Source organism: Desulforhopalus glucosivorans, from assembly GCF_054397165.1.
This window is the reverse complement of sequence record NZ_AP044854.1, coordinates 426,390-449,232: the sequence shown is the minus strand read 5'-3', so window position 1 is coordinate 449,232 and position 22,843 is coordinate 426,390. Positions and strand designations below refer to the sequence as shown.

At 44.0% G+C, this 22,843-nt stretch carries 19 protein-coding genes; 8 read left to right on the top strand and 11 right to left on the bottom strand.

All coding sequences use genetic code 11. The annotated features are described in order from the left end of the window. Window positions 1-192: 192 nt before the first annotated feature. The 3 genes from ACX6CI_RS01945 to ACX6CI_RS01935 form a co-directional block, all read right to left on the bottom strand. Window positions 193-723 (bottom strand): glycine cleavage system transcriptional repressor, encoded by a 531-nt coding sequence (locus ACX6CI_RS01945; RefSeq protein ID WP_458776498.1) that lies wholly within the window; start codon window positions 721-723, stop codon window positions 193-195. Window positions 724-862: 139 nt separating this feature from the next. Next, on the bottom strand, window positions 863-1,270 hold the full coding sequence (locus ACX6CI_RS01940) for a RapZ C-terminal domain-containing protein (protein ID WP_458776497.1): 408 nt from the start codon (window positions 1,268-1,270) through the stop codon (window positions 863-865). Between the two features lie 76 nt (window positions 1,271-1,346). After that, window positions 1,347-2,255, bottom strand: coding sequence for a nitroreductase family protein (locus tag ACX6CI_RS01935; RefSeq protein WP_458776496.1), 909 nt, complete (start codon window positions 2,253-2,255; stop codon window positions 1,347-1,349). Between the two features lie 153 nt (window positions 2,256-2,408). On the opposite strand from ACX6CI_RS01935, the gene ACX6CI_RS01930 reads away from it, so the two are divergent. Then, the gene (locus tag ACX6CI_RS01930) at window positions 2,409-3,794 is read left to right on the top strand and encodes an MATE family efflux transporter (protein WP_458776495.1); all 1,386 of its coding nucleotides are present in this window, start codon (window positions 2,409-2,411) and stop codon (window positions 3,792-3,794) included. Here the strand turns inward: ACX6CI_RS01930 and ACX6CI_RS01925 are convergent. Further along, window positions 3,791-4,942 (bottom strand): MFS transporter, encoded by a 1,152-nt coding sequence (locus ACX6CI_RS01925; RefSeq protein ID WP_458776494.1) that lies wholly within the window; start codon window positions 4,940-4,942, stop codon window positions 3,791-3,793. The genes ACX6CI_RS01930 and ACX6CI_RS01925 overlap by 4 nt on opposite strands. 35 nt (window positions 4,943-4,977) lie before the next feature. Next, a complete protein-coding gene (locus tag ACX6CI_RS01920) occupies window positions 4,978-5,367 on the bottom strand; it encodes a response regulator (protein ID WP_458776493.1) in 390 nt (129 codons plus the stop codon). Between the two features lie 183 nt (window positions 5,368-5,550). Between ACX6CI_RS01920 and ACX6CI_RS01915 the strand changes: the two genes are divergently transcribed. Next, window positions 5,551-6,357: a spermine/spermidine synthase domain-containing protein gene (locus ACX6CI_RS01915; protein ID WP_458776492.1), complete on the top strand. Its 807-nt coding sequence runs from the start codon at window positions 5,551-5,553 to the stop codon at window positions 6,355-6,357. Between the two features lie 12 nt (window positions 6,358-6,369). Here ACX6CI_RS01915 and ACX6CI_RS01910 read toward each other — a convergent pair whose 3' ends face one another. Beyond that, window positions 6,370-7,368 carry a serine/threonine protein kinase gene (locus tag ACX6CI_RS01910; RefSeq protein ID WP_458778420.1) on the bottom strand — a complete coding sequence of 333 codons (999 nt, stop codon included), beginning with the start codon at window positions 7,366-7,368 and terminating at the stop codon, window positions 6,370-6,372. Window positions 7,369-7,427: 59 nt separating this feature from the next. Beyond that, entirely contained in the window at window positions 7,428-8,963 is a 1,536-nt protein-coding gene (locus tag ACX6CI_RS01905; RefSeq protein ID WP_458776491.1) for an AlbA family DNA-binding domain-containing protein, read from the bottom strand. A 200-nt stretch (window positions 8,964-9,163) separates the two neighbouring features. Between ACX6CI_RS01905 and ACX6CI_RS01900 the strand changes: the two genes are divergently transcribed. Continuing rightward, complete coding sequence (locus ACX6CI_RS01900) at window positions 9,164-9,937, top strand: hypothetical protein (protein WP_458776490.1); 774 nt, start codon at window positions 9,164-9,166, stop codon at window positions 9,935-9,937. A 32-nt stretch (window positions 9,938-9,969) separates the two neighbouring features. On the opposite strand, the gene ACX6CI_RS01895 is transcribed toward ACX6CI_RS01900, so the two are convergent. After that, window positions 9,970-11,178: a tetratricopeptide repeat protein gene (locus ACX6CI_RS01895; RefSeq protein WP_458776489.1), complete on the bottom strand. Its 1,209-nt coding sequence runs from the start codon at window positions 11,176-11,178 to the stop codon at window positions 9,970-9,972. A 219-nt stretch (window positions 11,179-11,397) separates the two neighbouring features. Between ACX6CI_RS01895 and ACX6CI_RS01890 the strand changes: the two genes are divergently transcribed. From ACX6CI_RS01890 to ACX6CI_RS01870, 5 genes are all read left to right on the top strand, one after another. After that, window positions 11,398-13,017 (top strand): ABC-F family ATP-binding cassette domain-containing protein, encoded by a 1,620-nt coding sequence (locus tag ACX6CI_RS01890; RefSeq protein ID WP_458776488.1) that lies wholly within the window; start codon window positions 11,398-11,400, stop codon window positions 13,015-13,017. 493 nt (window positions 13,018-13,510) lie between these two features. Next, complete coding sequence (locus tag ACX6CI_RS01885) at window positions 13,511-13,711, top strand: cold-shock protein (protein WP_458776487.1); 201 nt, start codon at window positions 13,511-13,513, stop codon at window positions 13,709-13,711. A 193-nt stretch (window positions 13,712-13,904) separates the two neighbouring features. Further along, window positions 13,905-15,461, top strand: coding sequence for a DUF2868 domain-containing protein (locus tag ACX6CI_RS01880; protein ID WP_458776486.1), 1,557 nt, complete (start codon window positions 13,905-13,907; stop codon window positions 15,459-15,461). Beyond that, window positions 15,458-16,864 (top strand): GTPase/DUF3482 domain-containing protein, encoded by a 1,407-nt coding sequence (locus ACX6CI_RS01875; RefSeq protein WP_458776485.1) that lies wholly within the window; start codon window positions 15,458-15,460, stop codon window positions 16,862-16,864. Before ACX6CI_RS01880 ends, ACX6CI_RS01875 begins: the two co-directional genes overlap by 4 nt. A gap of 141 nt (window positions 16,865-17,005) precedes the next feature. Beyond that, entirely contained in the window at window positions 17,006-17,626 is a 621-nt protein-coding gene (locus ACX6CI_RS01870) for a plasmid pRiA4b ORF-3 family protein (RefSeq protein WP_458776484.1), read from the top strand. Between the two features lie 44 nt (window positions 17,627-17,670). Here ACX6CI_RS01870 and ACX6CI_RS01865 read toward each other — a convergent pair whose 3' ends face one another. The 3 genes from ACX6CI_RS01865 to ACX6CI_RS01855 form a co-directional block, all read right to left on the bottom strand. Then, window positions 17,671-20,841 carry a DUF748 domain-containing protein gene (locus tag ACX6CI_RS01865; protein ID WP_458776483.1) on the bottom strand — a complete coding sequence of 1,057 codons (3,171 nt, stop codon included), beginning with the start codon at window positions 20,839-20,841 and terminating at the stop codon, window positions 17,671-17,673. A 209-nt stretch (window positions 20,842-21,050) separates the two neighbouring features. After that, on the bottom strand, window positions 21,051-21,692 hold the full coding sequence (gene pdxH, locus ACX6CI_RS01860; RefSeq protein WP_458776482.1) for a pyridoxamine 5'-phosphate oxidase: 642 nt from the start codon (window positions 21,690-21,692) through the stop codon (window positions 21,051-21,053). 147 nt (window positions 21,693-21,839) lie between these two features. Then, window positions 21,840-22,772, bottom strand: coding sequence for a Tim44 domain-containing protein (locus ACX6CI_RS01855; protein ID WP_458776481.1), 933 nt, complete (start codon window positions 22,770-22,772; stop codon window positions 21,840-21,842). Window positions 22,773-22,843: the final 71 nt, after the last annotated feature.

Here is a 22,843-nt window from a genome sequence, read left to right as displayed (position 1 = left end):
GCACGAGATCACCTTCCCCCCTTGGATTTGAGATTTGCATTGCCCATAAGAAACGGTCGCAAGTTCACTCAGGGTAAGACGCTTCCTGCACATCGCTGATTTTCTGCATCCAATGACCACATAGATCATGGGCTAACTTCAATTCCCATGAACACTTTATCTGTTCACAAAATGTGCATGGGAAATATAGGATCAGTGAGAGATATTGATATCCACTTGTAATTCGTCCGCCATCACACCAAGATCCTCTTCGACCTTATCAAAAGAAACGTCGGCAGGAATCTGGATGTGAATATCCATACAGTGGATTGTCGCACCACTCTCCGGGGAAGGTTTTGCAGTAGAATTGAGATGCACGATATTAAATTTATTGTCCGCAAGAAATCTGCTGGTTTTATAAACAATCCCAACCTGATCCAGACACTCTATACGCAACGTGCATGCTTTATAACCGTTGGCTCCTTTTTGCTCAACATCGGGTAGAGGTCTCACAAAAGCTGAGACACCTTTTTCAAGTTCGAGCCGACGACATTCACGAAGTAGTGAATCTTCAATATTATCTTTCTTGCTTGAAAAGAGTAGGTTGAGGGTAAACTCATCGGACAACATATTCATTGTTGTGTCTTCAAGGTTACAATCGTATTCATACAGCAGGCTGGTTACATCGGCAACTATACCAACTCTGTCTTTTCCAAACGCGGTCATCATAAAACGGCTATGCATAATTATCTCCTAAAATTCTTTATCAACACTGGCCATACGAGCAGTTGTAGGGGCCACAGCACATTCAACATTACCCTCTTTAGCTCCACTCTGCACAATAATCTGAAGCCTGTAATTATTAAGATGTTAATTCCGTATTTTAACAATCGGTTACAGGACCATCCTTATACATATCTCTATGAAAGACTCTGAGCGTTGTACCCTCGGCACGCAGATACCGACCCAGTTCTTCGGTAATGGCCACTGATCGATGCCTGCCTCCTGTACAGCCGATACCTATACGTAGTGTCTTCTTGCCTGCGGCTAGGTTTTGCGCAATTATAAAATCAAAATATGACGTGAGCTGAGCCACCGTTGCCTTACCGGCCTCACTCTGAAGAACATAGTCTGCAACACCGGATTCTGTACCCGTCTTTTCTTTTAACTCCGGAACCCAGTAGGGGTTTGGCAAAAACCTCATGTCCATTAGATAATTAACATCCACCGGAGTCCCATACTTAAAACCGAATGAAAATAGTACAATATGCAGTGCTTCCCCGGTGCTCATTTTCTACTCTCCATAGAGATAAAAGATCATTTCATATAAACGTGTGATTGGTCGTTGTCATCGCCCTGCCATCTTCTTAACTTTCCTCCGCTTTGTCAAACCTGAAAATCCGTGGAGTAACTTTTTTTCGACCTGCGGGACGAAGATAGGAGATCTTCGGATATCCCAGTGCAATGACAGCGTAGAGTTGTTCATCATCTGGGATCAACAGCTTTTTGCCAATATTCTTGTCCCTGCGCATAGCTTCAACAGCAAAACCAATCAGGCAGGTTCCAAGCCCCATGGAATGGGCAGCTAGTACTATATTACCGGTAGCAAGCATTGCATCTTCGGCGGGACAGCTTGAATGTTTCTTTGCCGTCACCAGTATTGCAGACTTTGCCCCATGAAACAAACGATCCTCGCCCTTCTTGTCCCAGTCCTCCATTGCTTCTTTTACACTATCATAGTGATTTTCATAGTATCGATTCAGTCCTCCATCTGTAAACAAACCAGTGAAAAACCGAAGTAATCCGCTCTCTGCAAGTCTATTGAGCCTTTTAAAGTAGCGTCCGACAAGTGAACCAAACTCCATCACATCACCACGGCTCGGAAGAATAACAAAATTCCAATCCTGACAGTTGGTCCCTGATGGTGCAGTAATACCAATCTGAATCAAGTCGTTCAGAATCTCCACAGGCACCTCTTTATCCCTGTAATTCCTGCACGACCTGCGTCCTGCCATAAGACGTATAAGTGATCTCGCAGATTCTGACTCAATACTCTGTTCACCTTCAAAGGTTTTCAGCGTATCTACAGGAGAATGAAGTCCCGGAACACTCACCGCACCTTCAGGGCATACAGATTGACAATGGCCGCAGCAAAAACAATTGTCGAGCAGGTACTCTGCACTGCCACCTTCAACTTCAATCGCTTTGTATGGGCAGACCACGACGCAGATCCCACACCCTGTGCATAGTTCTTTATTTATGATTACTGGTTTCATTGTAGTTACAGATGTTAAGTGTATAAAAGAGGTAACCGCCTCTTAAAAATGCGTTCACGCGCTTTATTCTTTTCGAAGATATTATTGTGGTGTAATACTTCTGTCCCTATAAAAATCAGACAATGAACCATAACTGAGTTCAGCCACCACTCCATGCAAATTATAAAGAAACTACTGGCAGAAAATCACTACAGAGAAGTATTGCGGGTCTGCCTACCGCTTGTACTCAGCCTTTCTGCGACAACACTCATGGAGTTCACAGATCGAGTCTTCCTTGCAAACTACTCCATTGAGGCCATCTCCGCATCCCTTCCTGCAGGTATAACTGCGTATCTCTTCCTCTCTTTTTTTGGTGGTATTGGAAGTTATGCAGGAGTTTTCATAGCCCAGTACAGTGGCAAAGGAGACCATAAAAAAATCGGCGCTGTGCTTTGGCAGGCGATCTATTTTACCTTGCTTGCTGGTCTTATCATGTATCTGATTGCCGTCTTTGCAACCGATGCCATCTTTATGCTGGCAGGCCACGAACATGAGGTACAACGACTTGAAGCGATTTATTTTTCGATCCTCTGCAAAGGCGGTATCCTCCATGTTGCCATGGCCACTCTATCCACATTCTTTACAGGAAGAGGACTCACACGACCGGTGATGATCATTACCTTTGTGGGAGTTCTTGTTAACATCCCTCTTGATTATGCACTTATCTTTGGGGTATGGGGACTGCCCGAGATGGGAATACGTGGAGCAGCCATTGCAACTGTAATTGCCTGGACCATCAATGTGGTTCTTCTGATAGTTCTAATATTCACAAAAAAACATGAGGAGAAATACTATGTACTTACACAAATTCAAATTCAGTGGGCATTACTGAAACGACTCTTGCGATTTGGAGTACCTGCCGCCTTTCAGTTCACCATGGATATACTGGCATTTACCCTTTTTGTCCTGCTGGTTGGACGTATTGGTACAGCAGAACTCGCAGCGACCAACATTGTCCTGTCCATCAACGCCCTTACCTTTATGCCATCCATGGGTGCCTCCCAGGGAATCAGTGTTCTGGTCGGTCAGGCCCTTGGCAGAAAATCCCCGGAACTTGCCACAACATATGTGCGTTCAGGTGTACAGATGCTGCTCTTCTACACCTTCATTATTGATCTGATGTTCATATTGGCACCCGATTTTGTGCTTGCTCCTTTTTTCCATGAAACAGGAAGTGGTGTCGATCCTACCGTTCTCGCCCATGCGCGGGATATTCTGAAAATAGTTGCTGTATATCTCTTCTGCGATGTTCTTTACATGATGTATACTGGTGCGCTGCGTGGTGCGGGAGATACCCGTTTTATGATGATTGCAGCCACTGTAGCAGCACCCGTCTGCCTGGTTTTTCCTGTCTATATCGGAATTGAATATTTTGCTATTTCAGTAAGTGGAGCCTGGTTATGGATACTGTTTTTCATAGGCACCCTCAACCTCGTTTCCTGGATGCGGTATCGCCAGGGGAAGTGGAAGAAAATGCTAGTCATTGAGGAGACTGTCTAACTATTTTTTAGAACACAACGCTTAAGAAAGAATGTACAGCCGGCAGCAACGGCTATCATCAAGAGTAAAAAGTATAAAAAGGCACTCCAGCCCCACGCTTCATACACAGCACCGGGTAATATCGAACCAAGGGTACCACCGGTGTAGTAAAAGCAAATATACAATCCATTGGCTATGGCCTTATTGGTTTTCGCAAGAGTACTCAAATAGCCTGAGAGTAACGAATGGGCAGTGAACAGGCCTGCACAAAAAACAAACATCGACATAAACATCACGCCATAACTCTCTATAAAAAAGAGCATTGCCCCCAGAGCAAAGACAACAATCCCTCCCTGAATGGCATTTATCTCCCCTCCAAAAAATGTGATAAGCCGTTTTGTATTAAGGGATACCAGAATCCCCATGCTATAGCCGAGATAAAGCAACCCAACTGATGTCTCCCCCTTTAACGGACTGATTATTTTGAGCTCAAAGGGGAGGAAATTCATCAGCGCTGCAAACACAAAAAACAGACAGAATATACTCAGGTACAGCCATATAAACGCCGGCTTTCTGAGAATATTGCTCACATCACGGCGCCCCGGCCGCACATAGTTCAGTTTCACATCACGAACCATGGATCTCAATAGAAACGAGCAGAGAAGAAGAAGCGCACCGAGAAAGAAGAAAAAGAACCGCCAACCAAAGAGATCTGTAAAAAGACCAGAGAGTAGCCGCCCAAGAAAACCACCCGCTATAGTTGCTGCTATATAGGAAGCAATAGCCTGCTGAACGTTATCATCACGACTACTGTAACTGATATAGCTCATAATTGAGGTGAGGATTGCAGGAATCATCAATCCCTGAACAGCCCGAATAGCAAGCAGTGTCATGTAGCTTTCTGATAAAGCAAAAAGGATTTCCAGCAGGCCAAGAAGCAAGAGTGCCCAGCGCACCATCTTCCGTGCAGAAACTGCTTCAAGCAGGAAACCGTAAAACAGAGGTGCGACTCCAAGGGGAGCCATCATTAGGGTTGTAAAAAGAATGGCCTGAAAGCCAGAGAGTCCAAACTCAGTCTGGAAGAGCGGTTGAATAGGTTGGGCAGCGTAGAGAGAACAAAATGTTACTGCTGTGGCAAAATAGATGGACCTTCCTGAAAAATCTGCCACCACAGGTGCCCCATGTACCTTATATCAGCTGATATTTAGAGTAGTTTATCAAGAATTTGTTGAATCGCCGCCAAATCAAATGGTTTGACAATCACCCCTGAGAAACCGAAGTCTTTATAGTTCACCATTGCAGGATCGGTTGAGTAACCACTGGAAACAAAAACCTGAGCAGTTTCATCAATGGCAAGAATCTCTTTAACAGCCTCTTTACCGCCCATGCCACCAGGAATAGTCAGATCCATAATAACAGCACTATACGGATCACCTTTTTCTCTCTGCACCTGAAACTCCTGAAGAGCCGCCTTACCATCAAAGACATGTAATGAATCATATCCAAGATAATCGAGCATCTGGCAGGCTATCTCCCCCACCATATCTTCATCATCCATGATGAGAATCTTCTTTCTTGTTTCATCGTTACTCAAAGATAAAGCCTCCAAATTTCCTCATATCTTTTTGATCGTTCAATACACTACTTCTAGTATGCCAAAAAGAAAAGTTAACAGTCAAGGGATTAGAGCAAAAGAAGCAAAACATTGTACAATATAGTTTGTTTGGCTAGAATATTTTTACTAATCCAAATTGTTATAATCTCCCCAATATTAGGCATGAATAAACAAAAAACTGGCATAGTTCATAGTGAATTTCATAATGATCACCTCATAGAAATACGAGACACGGCAATTCAGCGCTCCCTCTTCTTTGATAAGCAACACCTGCAGAGCGCTATGTCATTTCTTGACCCTCAGGAACTTATTCTATCCTACACCCGCTATATGCTCCTAGGATTGCTTATTAATGACCAGCCACAGGATATTCTTATCATAGGCCTTGGTTCTGGATCATTTGTGCGATTCTTCAACCACTACTACCCTCACTGCCATATTGATGGGGTGGATTACTCTCAACACATTATAGATCTGGCTAAGGGCTATTTCAGACTTCCTGAGACAAAGAACATTACAATCTCCTGCGCAGATGGCGCTCATTTTGTGCGTCATCAGGCCAGCAGAAAGTATGACCTGATACTTGTAGACGCCTTTGATGCCATTGGCATGGCTCCAACAATCTATAATGTATCATTTTTTGAAAGGGTACAGACAATGTTAAAAGACGATGGCTCCATCAGTTTCAACCTTTGGAGCTCAGATAAGACAATTTTCAGCAATATCAAAAAGAGTCTTGTGAACACTTTTACAAGCTGTCTGTTCCTTCCTGTACCAGACCGTGGCAACGTGATCGCTGTCACCATGAACCAAAAAACTCCCTGGGAAAAAATAGATCCACCCCAAACCGATATTCAAGCTATCTCAACCCGCCTGGGGCTTAATTTCAGTCAACTAATAAGAGTTGCTAAGCAGAATAATGGACACCTCAAGACTCTGCTCAAATCGTTATTTAGGGGGCGTCGTTAGTCACAATGTAACTTAACAGTTTCCGCCAAAAGAGGTAGGCATTTTAGCGATCCGATCAGCTTGATCAAGCAGATCGGCTATTTCCTGTTGCCAATACTCCCTTGAGCCAAAACCATCAATGGCCCTGGTCTCGCCATCTTCCTCAACCTGATGAGCACACCACGCCATATAATGTATAAATCGCATTGCCCGGAGAGGCTCAACAAGCCGTAACGAACTCTGGTCAAAAGGTCGAAAAGTTTCATACCCTTCAAGAAAAAGATCAAGCTCAACAAAGGTGTCCTCGAGTCCACCGGGTAAGAGCATCCAAATATCCTGGACAGGGGGCCCCATCACCATATCATCAAAATCAATGATATAGAGGGATTCCCCGGGCCGGTGGATGAAATTTGCAAAATGGCAGTCCCCGTGAATTCTTATATTTTTACGCTTGGCAAAAAGAGGGTTTATGTCGCCTAAAATAGAGGTCACAGCCTGTTCCAGAGAGCGTTTTAAATCCTCAGGCACACAGCGTGATGCCAAAAGATATTGCAACTGCTGGGCTGAAGAGTACTCCGGTCCCATTGTGACTCTATGTTTCGCTACAGCTGTCTCACCTACCTGGTGCATTCTTCCTATAAGGCGGCCCAGCTGAAGCCACTGATCGTCGGTAAATTCATCAACACTCCTTCCCCCACATTTTGGAAAAACGGTAAAATGCAGGTCACCAATTGTCCCTAATGTAGAACCGTCTTCTGCCGTGAGCGGTGCAATAACAGGAATTTCCTGCTCTTTGAGGTCTAGAAGGAACTGGTGTTCATCCAAAATCGCCTCTTTCGTCCACCGGTTGGGTCGGTAAAACTTAGCTATGAGACGGGTCTGGTCAGTTGTTTCGACTTCAAAAACCCTGTTGATATAGCTGTTCATTGGACGAAACAGATTATTGCAGCGTACCCCCATTCGCTGTTCTATGAGGGTCAGAACCCTATCCGGGGTCAACTGCTGAAAATCATTATCTGGTGTATCTATCATTTCATCCAAGAAATTTTCTCCAAGTGTGTGTGCTACTATTTAAGTGGCTTGTCCCAACCTTATGCACTCTTCTGGACAAAGTTCACAATCTGACTCGGACTCAACTTAACCGATGATGGACCGGAACGTATATAAAACTCTTCATTTTTTCCAATTTTTAGAAACACAGGATCCGGCGCTTTTTGGCACTCGATCATTACAACAGTTCCCTCCGACAGTTCCACTGGAGAAATATTAATACAACTTGAAAATTCAACGCCCACATATTGATTAAACAGGTTTTTCACATGGAGCAGACAACGGTCGTTATTTTCAAAACCGTCCGCATCTACACCACATATCTCGCCCCTATCATTTACCCCAAGTACCAAACTACCTCCGTCACTGTTCAGAAAGGCCACAACAGCCTTTAACCAGGCAAATTCAATTTCCTTTCCGACCTTGCCACTTTTAAGATTCATACGGATGGTGGACTTAAATTCAACACCAGCCCCTTCCCCACGCTCGATATATTCCATAAGACGTATCAACCGAGTCTTCCTGGCCTTGCCCAGCCGAATCATGCCATGCCGACGCATAAATAACAGTATTATAACACCACCTGAGATAGCTGCTAAGAACTCTACTATGTCAACAGAGATGAGTGAGCGGTCTAACCAGCCAACAAGCTCCTTATCCTTTGCAACCACTCCCACCCAGAAGAGGTTTTCATCTCGTCCAACATCATAAAAAGATGCGACCCAGTTTTCTGTATCTCTATGGAGCCGGACCATATCCTTAATTGGCTGTCCTTTCTCATCCCACTTGGCAATCACCTTTTCTATTGCTTCAAGCGTCACTGACGGCGTATCCTTCAGCGTATCTGTGGCGCTCAGAACAAGAAAACTTTTATCGGGACGCACAAGAAAAAGCTGCCCCGGTCGTTCCTCCCGTCTCGCACTGAGAATTTTCTCAATCCTCGAAAAAGATACATGTAAGGCACTCACAATATGCCTTGCCCCGTCTCCTTCTTTTTCCCAGGCAATAGAACCGGTCAGCCCAGGTTTTCCGATTACTGGTAGCTTATACACCTCAGTCCAATATACCCTCTCCCCCGAACCTGCATTTTGATACCAGTCTGTCTTCCTCGGATCATATGGTTTCTTTTCTTCCCAACTGCGAATTTCAACAGTATCCCTATCCCACTCTCTATAATTTTGACTATCTTGTCCTTCATCAACCATTGAGTAGCGGGAAACAAAATGATCGTCAGTGTGATAGAGGAGATATTCTCCTCCACTATCACCTGCAATGGAGATAGCACTAATCATAGGCTGCCGACTCAGCAGTGGAATTAATTTTTTATTGAGCGGCTCTACTCCTTTTCCCAGTAAAACGTCATTTTGCCCCCAGTCGCGAAGCAGCAGCAGCATATCTTCGGTCTCAGTAAAGAACTGTTTCAGATCACTTAATTCAGCCTCTCCAATACCTTTTATAAGACCTTCACTCACCTCACGCTTAAGCTTGAAGTACTGGTAACCATTTATTGCAATAATGATCAAAACAAAGCCAAGCAAGGGGAATACAAAGGGAAGCAGTCGTCTTATTTTTGTCATATTTTTCACACAATTTATGATAAGATATTCATGCACTACAGATTAGTTTGTATAAAAAACCTAGCCAGTCTTTTCTATACTGTTCACCGGCAAATTCCAATGATGGAATAAATAATTCTATATAATTATCGGCCATGGGTGTATCTTTGAATTGAGCTAACACTATAAATCACCCAAAGAAAATCCCTTCCCATCAGCCCATGCCCACAACCCCATCAACAGCAGATCACGCAGGCGCAAGCGGCCATTGCCCTGCCTGTAATTGTACACATCATCTACCCATGGGCACAAGTAATACCCGCGCCCTTGAGCTTATACAACAGCTTTCCCAAAATGAGACTATTCATCTGTCACAGGGGTCAAGCAGAGAGAATAACCTCGCATCCACTCAACCACTCTGGGGGGAACCACGGGGAAAGATGTTTGGCATACTTGAATGTGTTACAGCGAAGAAAAAACCTGTTCTGCTCTACGCTTTTTCAGGACAATTTAATGGCCAGTGGCAGGTTGACGGTTGGGTACCACCTCTTTTTAATGTGGATGATTTTCATGCATTAAACGACCAGAGAGAAAAAGAGATAAAAGCTCTCACTTATGAAATTGAACAAACTACTGCTCAAACCGAGCGATGGCTTGATTTGAGAAAACTGCGGAGGAACAAATCCCGCCAGCTCATGATAGATATACACTCACTTTACAGACTAACAAATTTTAGAGGGGAGACGAAGACGCTCCAGGAGGTGTTTAAGGCAAGTAAAAACATCCCTACAGGCACAGGGGACTGCTGCGCACCAAAACTCCTCAATCATGCCGCTAAAAACGGCCTCATCCCCACAGGGATATGTGAGTTTTTTTACGGGAGACAGACAAAATCAGGCAGCCATAAACATGGGGACTTCTCTTCCCCCTGCCTTGAAAAATGTGCCCCCATCCTCGGTTTTATGCTCTGCGGGCTGCAGGATTACAAAGGGTAATAATGCTAGAATGGAACGTATCTGCTCTGATACTACTTTCCTAGAAACCAGAGATTGCCCTGAATCCACTCTCCCTGCTCTTTTCTTAGAGAAGTGGGATGACTGCCACTAATCGTCCAGCCAGTTTTTCCCGCCAGATTTTTAATATAGGCTTCACTATGGGCGAATCGTCCTGTTTGCCGCAGTGTATAGCTATCACCTGCTGTTGCCTCTGTTGAAAAACAGAAGAGCACATCTTCTGTGGTTCTGTTGTATAAGAGAGAAAACGTCTCTTCAAGATCCCCTAGATAACCAAAAACATCGGCTGCGAGAACAAAATCATAGGGCCCAACATTTTGAGAAAGGAACTCGTTAATCCCAGAAACATATAAGGAACTATAGATTTCCTTTCTTCGTGCTATTTCAACCATTTTAGGTGCCAGATCAACACCATCGAACCCTGCAACATTCTGTAAAAAGGCCTCTCCGCTCAGCCCGGTCCCGCAACCAAGATCGAGTCCATAGTGAAACTTCTTTTTCCACGTCGTCCCTGTTATTACAATTTCTTGAATCTTTTCAGGAACAGCGTACTCCAACTCTTTTACAAGACTATCTTCATAGTGATCTGAGTAGTTATCAAAAACCTCCTGCACATAATCATCAGGTGATGACGTGACCTCTGCCCCTGTGAGGGAGGCAAGCATATGTGCTGCTGCCTGATGTTCAGGATTCAGTTGCAGAACCTTTTGATAAAATAGAACTGCCTTATCATTATCCCCGTGGCGCTGATACACATAGGCAAGACTATTGGTTGCCGCCAGATGCTCGCTGTCCCCTTGCAGAACCTTTTCATACATCTGAATAGCTGACTGGTAATTCTTCTGGTCCCGGTAACAGCCTGCAAGATTGTACATTGCATCGAGGCTGTTCGGCTCTATCTCCAGCGCCCTGATATAGCTCTTGATTGCAGAATCAATATTACCATTTCGTCTATAGGAGAGCGCCAGGTTAAAAACAATATCAGCGTCCTCCGGACTTAATTTCACTGCCATTTCAAATGACTTCACAGCATCATCATACTGCTCTACTTCAAAGAGGAGTAAACCAAGATTATAATGTAATATCGGGGCGTCGGTAAAATAGCTTATGAGCGTGCTATAACCTGTCAGGGCTTCCTGATATTTCTTATTTTGGTGGTCTTCACAGGCTTGTACAAAAAGAGCGTTAAACTCTTCCGCAGTGAGGGGAGATAAGGTAGGCATGGGACATTATTTCGGTTACGATTTTCATGGATAAGGTAATATATGCGCCCTACACTAATGTAGATGCATGAGCAAAACATCAACAAAATGAGGTAATCTGCTTTTTCTCCTGTTGTTAATGACTACTTTTTGCTACAAAGAACCTCCAACAGATTATTTAATACAATCATCCCCCGCAACTGAGACAACCTTCAAAGTACCTATCAGAATCACAATATAATGATACATTTAACAAATATTAAGCTACAGCACGGCTCACAGATTATTTTCCATAATGCGAGCCTACAGGTGTTACCCAATACAAGAACAGGACTCGTTGGTCCAAACGGTGCAGGGAAAACCACTGTGTTCCGTATCATCACCGGGGAGGAAATTCCGGACAAAGGGGATGTCTCCTGTTCCAGCAAGACGGTTATCGGATATTTTTCTCAGGATGTCGGAGAGATGGCTGGACGTACTGTTCTCACCGAAGTCATGTCAGCTGCCGGAGACATAGTAGAACTCGGTGCAGAAATTGCCACGATGGAAGCTGCCATGGGCGAGCCCATGGAGGACGACGCCATGGCTGATCTTCTTGAAAAATATGGGGAAAAGGTTGAAATTTTCGAGCAACGTGGTGGATACGACCTTGAGCCTCGGGCACAGGCAATTCTTACAGGCCTTGGTATTGATCCCGCCGATTTTTCTACCCCTGTTGAAAGCTTTAGTGGTGGCTGGAAAATGCGTATTGCCCTTGCAAAAATTCTCACCATCAACCCGGACGTACTGCTGCTTGATGAACCAACTAACCATCTTGATATAGAATCCATACTGTGGCTTGAGAACTGGTTACAAAACGATTTTAAAGGTGCTCTGCTCATGACCTGCCATGACCGGGAGTTCATGAACAGGATTGTCTCACGTATTATCGAGGTCGCCAACGGTGGCACTACCACCTATAATGGAGATTACGACTTTCACCTGAAAGAAAGGGAAATCCGCAGAACACAGCTCCAGGCAAGCTACCGCAGGCAGCAGGATATGCTTGCAAAAGAAGAAGAATTTATCGCAAGATTTGCCGCCAGAGCCTCCCATGCCGCACAGGTGCAGTCACGGATAAAGAAACTGGACAAGATTGAGCGTATTATCCTCCCCCCTGAACAACGAAAAATAAAATTTGAATTTCCCGTCCCCCCTCGAAGCGGCGATGATGTGCTGCATCTGCAAAATCTTAAAAAAGAGTGGACCGGCCATGATGGAAGACTGATTCCCGTCTTTTCAGGGCTATCGGGCACGATCAGGCGTCTTGAAAAAATTGCTGTGGTTGGTGTAAACGGTGCAGGTAAATCGACTCTACTTAAAACCATCACCGGAGAAACCGAGCCCACAGATGGAAAAATCGTCACAGGGGCCTCAGTTACCACCGGCTACTTCAGTCAGCATGCCATGGACACCCTCTCACCACAGCAGACTGTTTTTGATGCCCTTCAGGAAATTTTGCCTACAGAGAATATCGGTACCATCCGCAACCTGCTCGCCTCTTTTCTGTTTCAAGGTGATGATGTGGATAAAAAAATAGAAAACCTCTCCGGAGGAGAAAAAAGCAGAGTGGTTCTGGCCAAACTCCTTGGAAGACCGCTTAACTTTTTGGTACTCGATGAACCGACAAACCACCTTGACATTCAATCCCGAGACGTCCTCCTCACCGCTCTACAGAAGTTTGAGGGTACTGTAATTCTTGTAAGCCATGATCGTCATTTCCTCCGTTCCCTTGTCACTCGAGTATTTGAAATAAGCCACGGAGAGCTCCGCATTTATGAAGGGAACTACGACTACTACCTGCGGGAAACGTCCAACTAGAAAAAATAAGGTGGGAGGTCAAACAAAAACTACGTGGTCTTTCACCTAACCACTCAAAAGATATATAGAACCGAATAATTTTAACTAATCCCTCATTTTCACGTTATCAAAATAGGCGCAAACCCTACCAGGCAATACTTTCGTAAAAACGCCTGCGCTACTAATATTTCTGGATATTTGTTGTATTCATCAGTTTTATATTGTAGCTTAAAGTTATTGATAAAAAATAAATACGTACCTGCACTGTATTTCTGCGCCTTACTTCTCCTTGAAGTCGATTGTAGCTCTACTGTCCGTTGAACGTATTTTAAGTATATCTGAGCTAAAAAACTTGATTTTACATGATTTTTCATTAATAACTCTTATAGTAGATTTGTGCTGGGGAACCTTTCTCTGGCAAAAACCCGGTTCGACAAAAAACCGGATCACCTGAATTTTTACTTTCAGGTTATAGAAAAAGGGGAGTACCCCCATTACACATGGAGTAGTAGCAATGGCAGAAGGAACAGTAAAGTGGTTTAATGATGCTAAGGGTTTTGGCTTTATTGAGCAAGATGGGGGACAAGATGTTTTTGTACACCACTCCGCTATTCAAGCTGAGGGATTCAAATCTCTTTCAGAAGGCGAGCGTGTTACTTTTGATATCGTAGATGGACAGAAAGGTCCAGCTGCACAAAACGTTGTAAAGCAGTAAGTTTTCAAGGGCCCGGAAAAGCATATCTTTTTCGGGCTTTTTCACGTCTTCATTCTCTCCGGCTCTTTTCTCTGCTATTACCTGCCCATCTTTTTACAGCTCCAATACAGAGCGGTTATTAATTGTGAAAAAACTTCCTTAAAAATTATTACACTACGATGTTTTCATTTGAGTCTTCTGCTATAGTACACACATGAAAACAGCACATTCCATAGACCAGATTATAGATCTTGAGTATTTTCTCCATGAAGATGCTACAAAATCCCCAGAAGAGCTGCATCTGCGCGACCGTGAAATCGGGCTTCAACTCACCAGTGACAGCAGTGAACAACCGACAAAATCTGAATTAATTTCTGGCTGGACCTTGAGTCGCAGAAATGATCTATTTTCAGAGAAAAACCTGGATAGCCCCGGCACAATTTTCTTAAAGAGCCGATCCCTTGCATCCACATTAACCATAGTTAAAGGCTTGCTCGCCGGTCTTTTTACAGGTTTTGCCTTCTTTGCCTACGCTGGAACAACACCAATCAACGTACTAGAGTTTCTCATTTTTTTTGTTTTTTCCCAGATATTCATCGTACTACTATTGCTCCTCGGACTACTCGCAAGAAGAGTCGTCCCTGCCCTAAAACTTCCTAGCTCCAGTTTTTATATGCTGTACACAATGGGGAAGAAAACATTTGTCTTCATACATAAAAAATGGCTTTCAAACTTTCCAAGGGAAAAACATGATTCTCTCCGTCATGCTTTTGGAGTTATTCAACGAAACCACAGGCTCTATGGTTCTCTATTCTACTGGGTACTTTTTTCTCTTGCCCAGCTCTTTGGTATCGCTTTTAACATTGGCCTCCTTGGCAGCAGTTTTCTAAAGATCATAACCAGTGACCTTGCATTTGGCTGGCAATCGACCCTGCAATTCACCAGCAGTGCCATTAACAATATGGTGCAGTTTCTGGCCACTCCCTGGACATGGTTACTACCTGAGGGAGTTGGAACACCGACTCTTTTACAAATTGAAGGCAGTCACATCATCTTAAAAGATGGTATCTACCACCTGACAACAGCTGACCTCATTGCCTGGTGGCCTTTTCTCCTTCTCTGTCTCCTGGTGTACGGCCTTCTTACCAGGCTCCTATTTTATATCTGCGGCAGACTGATGGAACATTATTCTCTAAGCCAGGTGCAATTCCAATCACCTGAATCCCGCGCACTGATTCGCCGTATGTCCACTCCAGTTATTACAACCCAGGCAGAACCAGAAGTTGACAGTAGAGAATCCATCCAGAACAGTTCTGTCTGTATAGAAAACGAGACCAATGAGGAAATCCCTGAACCACAAGTTCTTCTTATTCCAGGTGAACTTCACGACTCTTTTCCCGACACAGAGTTTGATACGATGTTACGTCTTAAAGGCTTAGAAGCCATTGAGCAGTACGATTTTATGCTAGGATATGATGAAGATCTGGAAATCCTCGCACAACTTGCTAAAAGACATTGGACCAATGGAGAAGGGATATTTATCATAATGGAATCATGGATGGTGCCTCTTGTCAGTTTTCTTGTCTTTTTACGAGAACTTCGGAAAATATCAGACCCAATGACAAACATAGAGATAGGTCTCACAGGGAAATCGACTGAGACCTGCTTTGCATCAGTTCAGGCATCAGATATGGATATATGGCGAAAAAAAATTGAATCCTTAGGTGATCCCTATATACAGGTCTTGCCAATTACTGGAATACGTAAATGAATATGATACCTGAGTTTGCAATACTTGGTCACCCCAACGAAGGTAAATCGTCTGTTCTGTCGACCCTTGCCGAAGATGATTCTGTACGGGTTAGCGCCACCCCTGGTGAAACCACAATTTGCCGCACCTTTCCGGTGATCATTGATGGTCGGGAGATGCTCCGTTTTACAGATACTCCAGGATTTCAAAATCCTGGTAGAGTTCTGAGCGAACTAAAAAATCGTTTTTCAGAAACTCAAAATCCCATAAAAGATTTCCGTACCTACGCATCGTCTATTACCGAACTCCATGATGATTACGAATTACTCGAACCCCTTGAACGGGGAGCAGGGATTATTTATATCGTTGATGGCTCAAGGCCCGTGCGCAACGTCGACCGTGCAGAAATGGAAATCCTTCGTCTCTCAGGCAGACCCCGAATGGCCATTATCAACTGCAAAGACGACGATGAACAGTACCTGGAATCATGGAAAATCGAGTTTCGTAAAAATTTTAATTCCAACAGAAAATTTAATGCCCACAGAGCAAACTACATAGAAAGGATTTCTCTTTTAGAGGCCTTGAAATCCATCGATCAGGACTGGCAGGAACCCTTAAGTGAGGTTGTCTCTGTGTTCAAAAAGGACTGGCAAAACAGAAACAATGTCACCGTTGACCTTATTGCAGATCTTATCCGAGCTTCCCTTAGTCTCAAAATCAGCGAGAACATAAGCCCCACCACCAACAGTAAACAAGCCCAGGAAAAACTGTTCATCCGCTATAGTGAAAAAATTAGACAGCAGGAAATGCACTGCCAAAAACAGATCAAGCAGCTGTTTAAGCATAATATATTCAATTATCAGTTACCACCCCACTCCCTGCTCCATGAAGATTTATTCAACGAAAAAACATGGCAGTTGATGGGACTGACCAAAAAGCAGGTTGTCGTAGCTGGAGGAATTGGTGGGGCAGCCCTTGGTGCAAGCCTGGATATTGCAGCCCTTGGCCATGGACTGGGCATGTTCACCGCCGTCGGAAGCATGGCTGGAGCCCTCGGTGCTTTTTTGGGAGGCGAAAAGTTTTCACGCCAGGCCGAGATTCTTGGATTGTCCCTTGGTGGCAACCAGATTCAAATAGGACCAAGCAAATCCATAGAGTTGTTATTCGTCCTTCTTAACCGAGCACTTTTGTTTTATCAATACACGAGCAACTGGGCCCATGGCCGAAGAGATTACGAAACACTTGAACAGGAAGTTACTGGAGTAAATACTCAGGGGTTCACGAGAAACTGGCATGCCAGCCGTATAAAGGTGTGTCATTCGTTTTTTAAAACAATCCAAAAAGAAAGTAGTACAAATCTCAAAGCCAATGATGATTTTCGAGAATTGCTCCTAGAGGCCTTGAAAGAAACCATGGGAAAATAGTACGATAAGATAGGCGTAGCTAGAACGATTGAAATTTGCAGGCTAGCCAGAACAAGGTACCTGCATTATTGTTTTGCCTTTAACACAAAGAACCAATAGTACTCCTCCAAACCCTGGTGTCTATCGATAAAGGAGCCCTCTATGGCAGAAGTTATACAAGGCGTTTTTCCGACGAAAAAAAAAGAAGGTCCTGCAACAGACGACAAGCCCGTTCCAAGTTATATTCTCCAGATCTCAATTACCTTCTCAGAACCTTTGATTTGGCGACGCATTCAGATTCCCGGCACAAGTACTCTTGCTGATCTTCATGAAGTAATTCAGAAAAGCATGGGCTGGAGTGACTCTCACCAACACCAGTTCATCGTTGGAAAAATTAGTTATGAACCCACTATTAAAACCAATGCACCAAGAGTCTCAAAACGTTTTGACGAAGACAAGTATCAGCTCCACACCCTGGAAGAAGGTATGAGGTTTTTATTTTCCTATATATATGATGCAGGAGAAGGCTGGGAACACGAGATACATCTGGAAGAAGTTGTACCACCTTCCACCCCACTACAAGCACCTTTGGTCCTTGCTGGAGAGCGGGCCTGCCCCCCGGAAGATGTGGGTGACATACACGAATATCATCACCTCATTACAGCCTTTGAAGATCCCAACAACAAAGACTATCACAGGCTCTATGAAATAACGGGCAGGCCTGACTTTGACCCTGCCGTTTTTGATCTGGAACAGGCAAAAAACAGAGTCACTTCACTGTAACAACAAGCCCAGGTTATACGCATATAACCTGGGATATGTACCTATTATAGATTGAGCATTAACAGCGGTTTATCAGATTTCTCATTAACTATCAGTGTGTCACAAATAAGTAGTCTTGAGGTTTCAAGTTCGTAGGTAGTTGCCATGTAGTCCTGAACGACCTTTGCTCTTTTTTGTCCCAGTTCAATAAGCTTTTCCTTATCATCCTCACTCACTTCAATGGACTTACCTTCCACCTCAGAAATCGCCTTCTCATCCATAAATTCCCATGAGGTGACTTGTGGACAAAGTGTCACATCCGTCTCTGGTCTGCCCTTTAATATTTCAGCCACCTTTTCAAGATATTTCTTATGCTCATCGGTAATCGTAGTCTCCCCGGGGGTAAACTCTACCGGGGGAAGTTCTACTTTTAACATCTTCTCGCCAACCTTCATTCCAACATAGGCAAGCGCCCCATATGGCCCTAAGGTATACATGAGATAGCCTGAAGCTGCAGGCACAATGGCCTTACTGAGTGCCGTGATCAACACATCTGAAATCCCAACGCTGAGATCACTAACAGGCCCGCTTAGGGGAATATCAAGGGTAATATTCCGGTCACTGTCACGGAGAATGGAAAGTGCGGCATCAAGTGGAATTGGCAGTTGGTTATTGAGCTCCTGGGCAAGCTCCGGTGAAATTGTTTCGGTCTCAAGTTTTTTAAGGATAATCTCGTTGTCCATATCAAGATTATCATTTTCAAGATCAATTTTAGTTTTTAGTTTGAGCTGACCACTGGCAAGGGCCGTACCAACCGACTGCACGGTGTAAGCAGAGAGCCTGGAAAGTGGATAGTTTTTAAGTTTAAGCTTTAATTTTAGAGCTATTGGAGCCATGAATGGTGATATATCGCCAGTCACATCAAATGGAGCCCGCTCCTCGAGTTTCGCATTAAGCACAAATGGACTTTTGGTCTCAGGCCTTGTGGAATCAAGATCGCTCAACTCCATTTTTGTGATGGCAAGATCAGTAATATAGGGAACGGCCAAGGTGTGATCTTCAAAATTCACATGACTCTCTCCAGTTACAGCAATCTCACCCAGGCGAATTGGCATTGCTTCATCACCCTCTTCTGCAGCTTCTTCAACCTCTTCCTGGGCTACTCCTTCACCACCCGGTACCTGCATTGCAGCTAAACGTTTACTTATATTCAGTTCACCTTCTTTATCTTTAATAACGGTGGTCACAAGGTCATTGAAATGTAAGGTTTCTCCAGTAAAACCATCAACTCCAGCCCACTTGATGCCTGACAACTTTGCCTCTCCAAGACTCAGAAACGGTTCAATATTCGCTGCTTTTTCCCCGCCAAGAAATATGAGGTTTACAAGGTTAAAACTGCCAGCTGAGACCTGTTGCGATTCATCAATGAGTAATTCACTTGCCTTGATTTCATCTAGTTGGAGAAAATCCTCTCCATTATGGCTTGCTACAATTTTAGGCTTTTCAAGTCCAATTGACTCCACGTTAAAACTTGCAAGATCTTCTGTTGCAAAACCATTAAGCTCTATTGCAGGAACAGTGATATCAAGGGGAAGGTTCCCGGCCAGAGTGATGGCCAGTCCTTCTGATGTTAATTGTTTAAGACGAAGGTTCTGGTTCCCAAGACCTTCAAGATCTTGTATCTGAAGTTTTTCCAAGGCAACCTTGGGACCATCTGTTCCTCCATCAAAGCTAAAGCTGCCAAGTACAACTGAGTTTGTTCCTTTAATGTCGAAACTATCGCCAAAATTTATCGTAGAATCGGTCGTAAGTTGAACTGTCTGCTGAGCAATTTTCATCGCACTGGACAGGTCGGCACCAACATCACTGCCACTCAATTCACCTGCAAGTTGAACATATGAGCCTTTCCTTTCAGAACCCAGACCATAAGTTATATCTCCAGTCCAACCAAGATCCTGGCTCTGAATGATATTCTTACTATCAGCTTCACCTGAGATAAACGCAAGTGGTCCAAGTTGTAATTCACCCTTAGCTGCAACATACTGCCCTTCACCTGAATGATTTGAGTCATATGTCACCGTCCCCTGCCAGAGAAATTCATCAGGACGAATTTCACTACCTGGAACAAGTATTTCACTTTTCTCAATGAATAGCCTTCCATCATTTTCAACAAGGACATTCTCTGCAATGGTCACCGTATTTTTACCCTGTAGCTCGATGAGTGATTCACTGGTACTAAAATCAGCTCCAGGTACTTCAAGTGCATAATTTGCAGCTGCAAGCACACCATCCGTGACAACACTCATTGGCTTGCCATCTGCACTGCTAAAGTGAACAGCACCCTGCCAGCTCAGCTCCTCTGCGCGAGTTGCAAAGTCCCCGGAACCAATATCCGGCTGCACAGCCTTTATCAAACCAGTGTAATCAACCACCATGCCTTCGCTTCCACCAGTTGAAAACTCAACGGCTCCATCGAGTCCAATATCTCCTGCAAAAACAGGTAAGGTATCTTTTAGAAAACTTGCAATTTCACTCAATGGGAATTGAGTCACCTCCACATCCCCTTTAAGTTGCAGCGAAGGGATCACCTGTAGTTCACTGAGTTCTATCCTGATCGGTTGTTCATCCAATTGCCCAATAAGCAGAAAGGTCGCACTGGCCTGACCTTCTCTTGTGGTAAATTGTCGTAGCTCCGCCTTTTCTACCATGAGCTGCAGATCAAGGTCAGGCGTTTTAACCTTCACCAGACAATTCTTAAGATCGACGTTATCTGCTAAAAATGCCCAGCTCGATACTTTCTCCTCAGTTACCTCAGCGGCTTTTTCTTCCCCACTTTTTTCAATAGTGTAGGAGCCAATGCGCAGGCTGCCGTCTTCAAACTGCTCAAGATCCAGGACAAAGCCTGAGTAGAGTGCACTTTGCACCTCAATATTTTTACTCAAAAGGGATGTAAAGCCAACATTCACCACCATCTCTGCATTTTTCAACAGAGAGTTGCCCTCCACCTGCACATCAAGGCCATTTAAGGTGAGACGACCAATAAATGGATTTAAACTCAATTTCTCAATTGAGGCGGTTTCAGCACCATTTTGTTTAAGCCAATCGACCAGATACGACTTAACGCCGTAGAGACCAGCAATAAAAAGAACCGGCAACAGGAGCAGACAGACCCCACAAACCTGAAACCATCTTTTATGAAGCAGACTTTTCTTTTGTAACGCAGTGGAGGAAGACATAGGAGGAGGAATTTTTTAATTTTATATATTACAACGCTGCCATACTCAGTAAAAGCAGGTTGCCTGAAGATGAGTCTATGACAATAATATTACAGCAATTGTGTAAAACGAGGTAGAGCTAAACGTCCATTGTTATACAATGCACAAGGATCTCACAAGCAAAAAAGCGATGTTCCAATAACTTGGGAAATCGCTTTTGCAAGAGATAATCAGGGGGCTAATCTTTCGCTGGCCCAGAGCCCACTACTACTATCTTTGGTATAGAGAAAACGGTCGTGCAGTCTATTTTTCCTGCCCTGCCAAAACTCAATTTCAGCAGGATGAACCCGGTACCCACCCCAAAATGAAGGTAGAGGCACCTTACCTTCGCCGATCTTAGTCTTCATCTCATTAAACTTCTGCATAAGCATCTGTCGTGATGAAACGGGATGGCTCTGGCTGGAAACCCAGGCAGCCATTTGACTGTCTTTAGGCCGACTCATAAAATACTTCGCAGACTCTGCCGTCGACACCTTTTCAGCAGTACCATTTATAATGATCTGTCGCTCAAGTTCCAACCAGACAAAAATCAAACTTACCTGCTGATTTTCTTTAATTTCCTGGGCCTTACGGCTTGAAAAATTAGTGAAAAAAACAAAACCCTTTTCATCATAATACTTTAGCAGTACGGTGCGTTGACTAGGCTGACCTTTCCCATTCACCGTCGCTAAAATCATGGCGGTTGAATCGGGAATATCAGTTTTTTGTGCCTGTTCAAACCACTGGGTAAACTGAAGAATTGGATCTTGATTAAGATCTGAACGTGTCAGCCCACCCTTTAAATATTCCCGTCGAAAATCACTTAAATCCACAACATGTTCTCCTTACATATCACAGAAGCACCTAAGAAAACCTTCTTTATCCGCTGATTGTAGTCAATGAATTTCGTTTAAACACCAATCCCAGCTTTTTTCCATTTACCGGGATTACTATTACAATCTAGACCATGATGAGTGGGTTTATGGTTCTTTAATCCCTTCAAGCTTCCAATCCTGGGTTCCAGCTGGCCGTGCCCAGGTCCATTCTTCTTCAAACTTAACGGGGTTCGTCATACTGCCATCGATCAGATCACCACTCTTGTCATCCACTGTATAATCAAGCAGATTTGCCTTGAATAAAACAGTAATGAAATCTTCCTTTCCATCACTGCCTGCCTGGGTAACTTCTACAGTACGGATGGCAATGGACTCAAGCTTATTAATATGCCCTTTTTCCCGCATCTCATTAAAATGCTGGTCATACTCAGCGGCAAGTTCAGTTCCAAGAAGATGTTTATAGGAATCTAAATCCCTTCGCATCCATCCAGCCTGGATCTGAAAGAACACATCTGAAGCAACTTCTTTAAAGTAGTTTACATCAAATCCTCTGTCGTGCTCTCGTATCTGCTCGAAACCGTCTTCAAGGAGGTTACCGCCGATCTCTATTTCGGGCTCTTCGTACTCAGGAGCAGCTGACGCACCGCCACCAAACATATTATTAGGCATACCACCAGCCGCTGGCCTTGGGGAAGAATAGGCACCCTGGCCCTGATTTACGCTGGTAAATTTTTTATAAAGGAAAAATGCAACACCTCCCAGGAGAAGAATCGGTAAAATTCCCATACCGGAACCTCCTGCACCAAAAAGAGAGCCAAAAAGAAGACCACCAAGAGCCCCGCCAATAAGTCCTCCCATGAGACCGCGTCCCATTCCGGAACTGTTCTTCTTTTGTTGACTGGTAGTTGCCTTATTGGTCTTTGGAGTTGTTTTTTTATACGACGGAGCCATCTTGAAGGAACGCCCACCCTTCATAGATCGTGCTTCCGCAAGGTCCGTTGATATTCCGGCACCAACAAAACTAAACGCAATAAGCAGTAAAAAAACCGGTGCTAATGTTGTATACAGTCTCTTCATAATCCTCATATCCATTGTAAAATTGACATCCCCCACCAGGAGTATGTTCAAAAAGTTAAGATGGTCCAGGA

Excerpts from the sequence above, each read along its gene's own strand:
- ACX6CI_RS01915 (WP_458776492.1), top strand. The coding sequence starts at position 5,551 with ATGAATAAACAAAAAACTGGCATAGTTCATAGTGAATTTCATAATGAT.
- ACX6CI_RS01935 (WP_458776496.1), bottom strand. The coding sequence starts at position 2,255 with ATGAAACCAGTAATCATAAATAAAGAACTATGCACAGGGTGTGGGATC.
- ACX6CI_RS01870 (WP_458776484.1), top strand. The coding sequence starts at position 17,006 with ATGGCAGAAGTTATACAAGGCGTTTTTCCGACGAAAAAAAAAGAAGGT.
- ACX6CI_RS01880 (WP_458776486.1), top strand. The coding sequence starts at position 13,905 with ATGAAAACAGCACATTCCATAGACCAGATTATAGATCTTGAGTATTTT.
- ACX6CI_RS01890 (WP_458776488.1), top strand. The coding sequence starts at position 11,398 with ATGATACATTTAACAAATATTAAGCTACAGCACGGCTCACAGATTATT.
- ACX6CI_RS01855 (WP_458776481.1), bottom strand. The coding sequence starts at position 22,772 with ATGAAGAGACTGTATACAACATTAGCACCGGTTTTTTTACTGCTTATT.
- ACX6CI_RS01900 (WP_458776490.1), top strand. The coding sequence starts at position 9,164 with ATGCCCACAACCCCATCAACAGCAGATCACGCAGGCGCAAGCGGCCAT.
- ACX6CI_RS01940 (WP_458776497.1), bottom strand. The coding sequence starts at position 1,270 with ATGAGCACCGGGGAAGCACTGCATATTGTACTATTTTCATTCGGTTTT.
- ACX6CI_RS01945 (WP_458776498.1), bottom strand. The coding sequence starts at position 723 with ATGCATAGCCGTTTTATGATGACCGCGTTTGGAAAAGACAGAGTTGGT.
- ACX6CI_RS01910 (WP_458778420.1), bottom strand. The coding sequence starts at position 7,368 with ATGATAGATACACCAGATAATGATTTTCAGCAGTTGACCCCGGATAGG.
- ACX6CI_RS01875 (WP_458776485.1), top strand. The coding sequence starts at position 15,458 with ATGAATATGATACCTGAGTTTGCAATACTTGGTCACCCCAACGAAGGT.
- ACX6CI_RS01930 (WP_458776495.1), top strand. The coding sequence starts at position 2,409 with ATGCAAATTATAAAGAAACTACTGGCAGAAAATCACTACAGAGAAGTA.
- ACX6CI_RS01885 (WP_458776487.1), top strand. The coding sequence starts at position 13,511 with ATGGCAGAAGGAACAGTAAAGTGGTTTAATGATGCTAAGGGTTTTGGC.
- ACX6CI_RS01865 (WP_458776483.1), bottom strand. The coding sequence starts at position 20,841 with ATGTCTTCCTCCACTGCGTTACAAAAGAAAAGTCTGCTTCATAAAAGA.
- ACX6CI_RS01905 (WP_458776491.1), bottom strand. The coding sequence starts at position 8,963 with ATGACAAAAATAAGACGACTGCTTCCCTTTGTATTCCCCTTGCTTGGC.
- ACX6CI_RS01895 (WP_458776489.1), bottom strand. The coding sequence starts at position 11,178 with ATGCCTACCTTATCTCCCCTCACTGCGGAAGAGTTTAACGCTCTTTTT.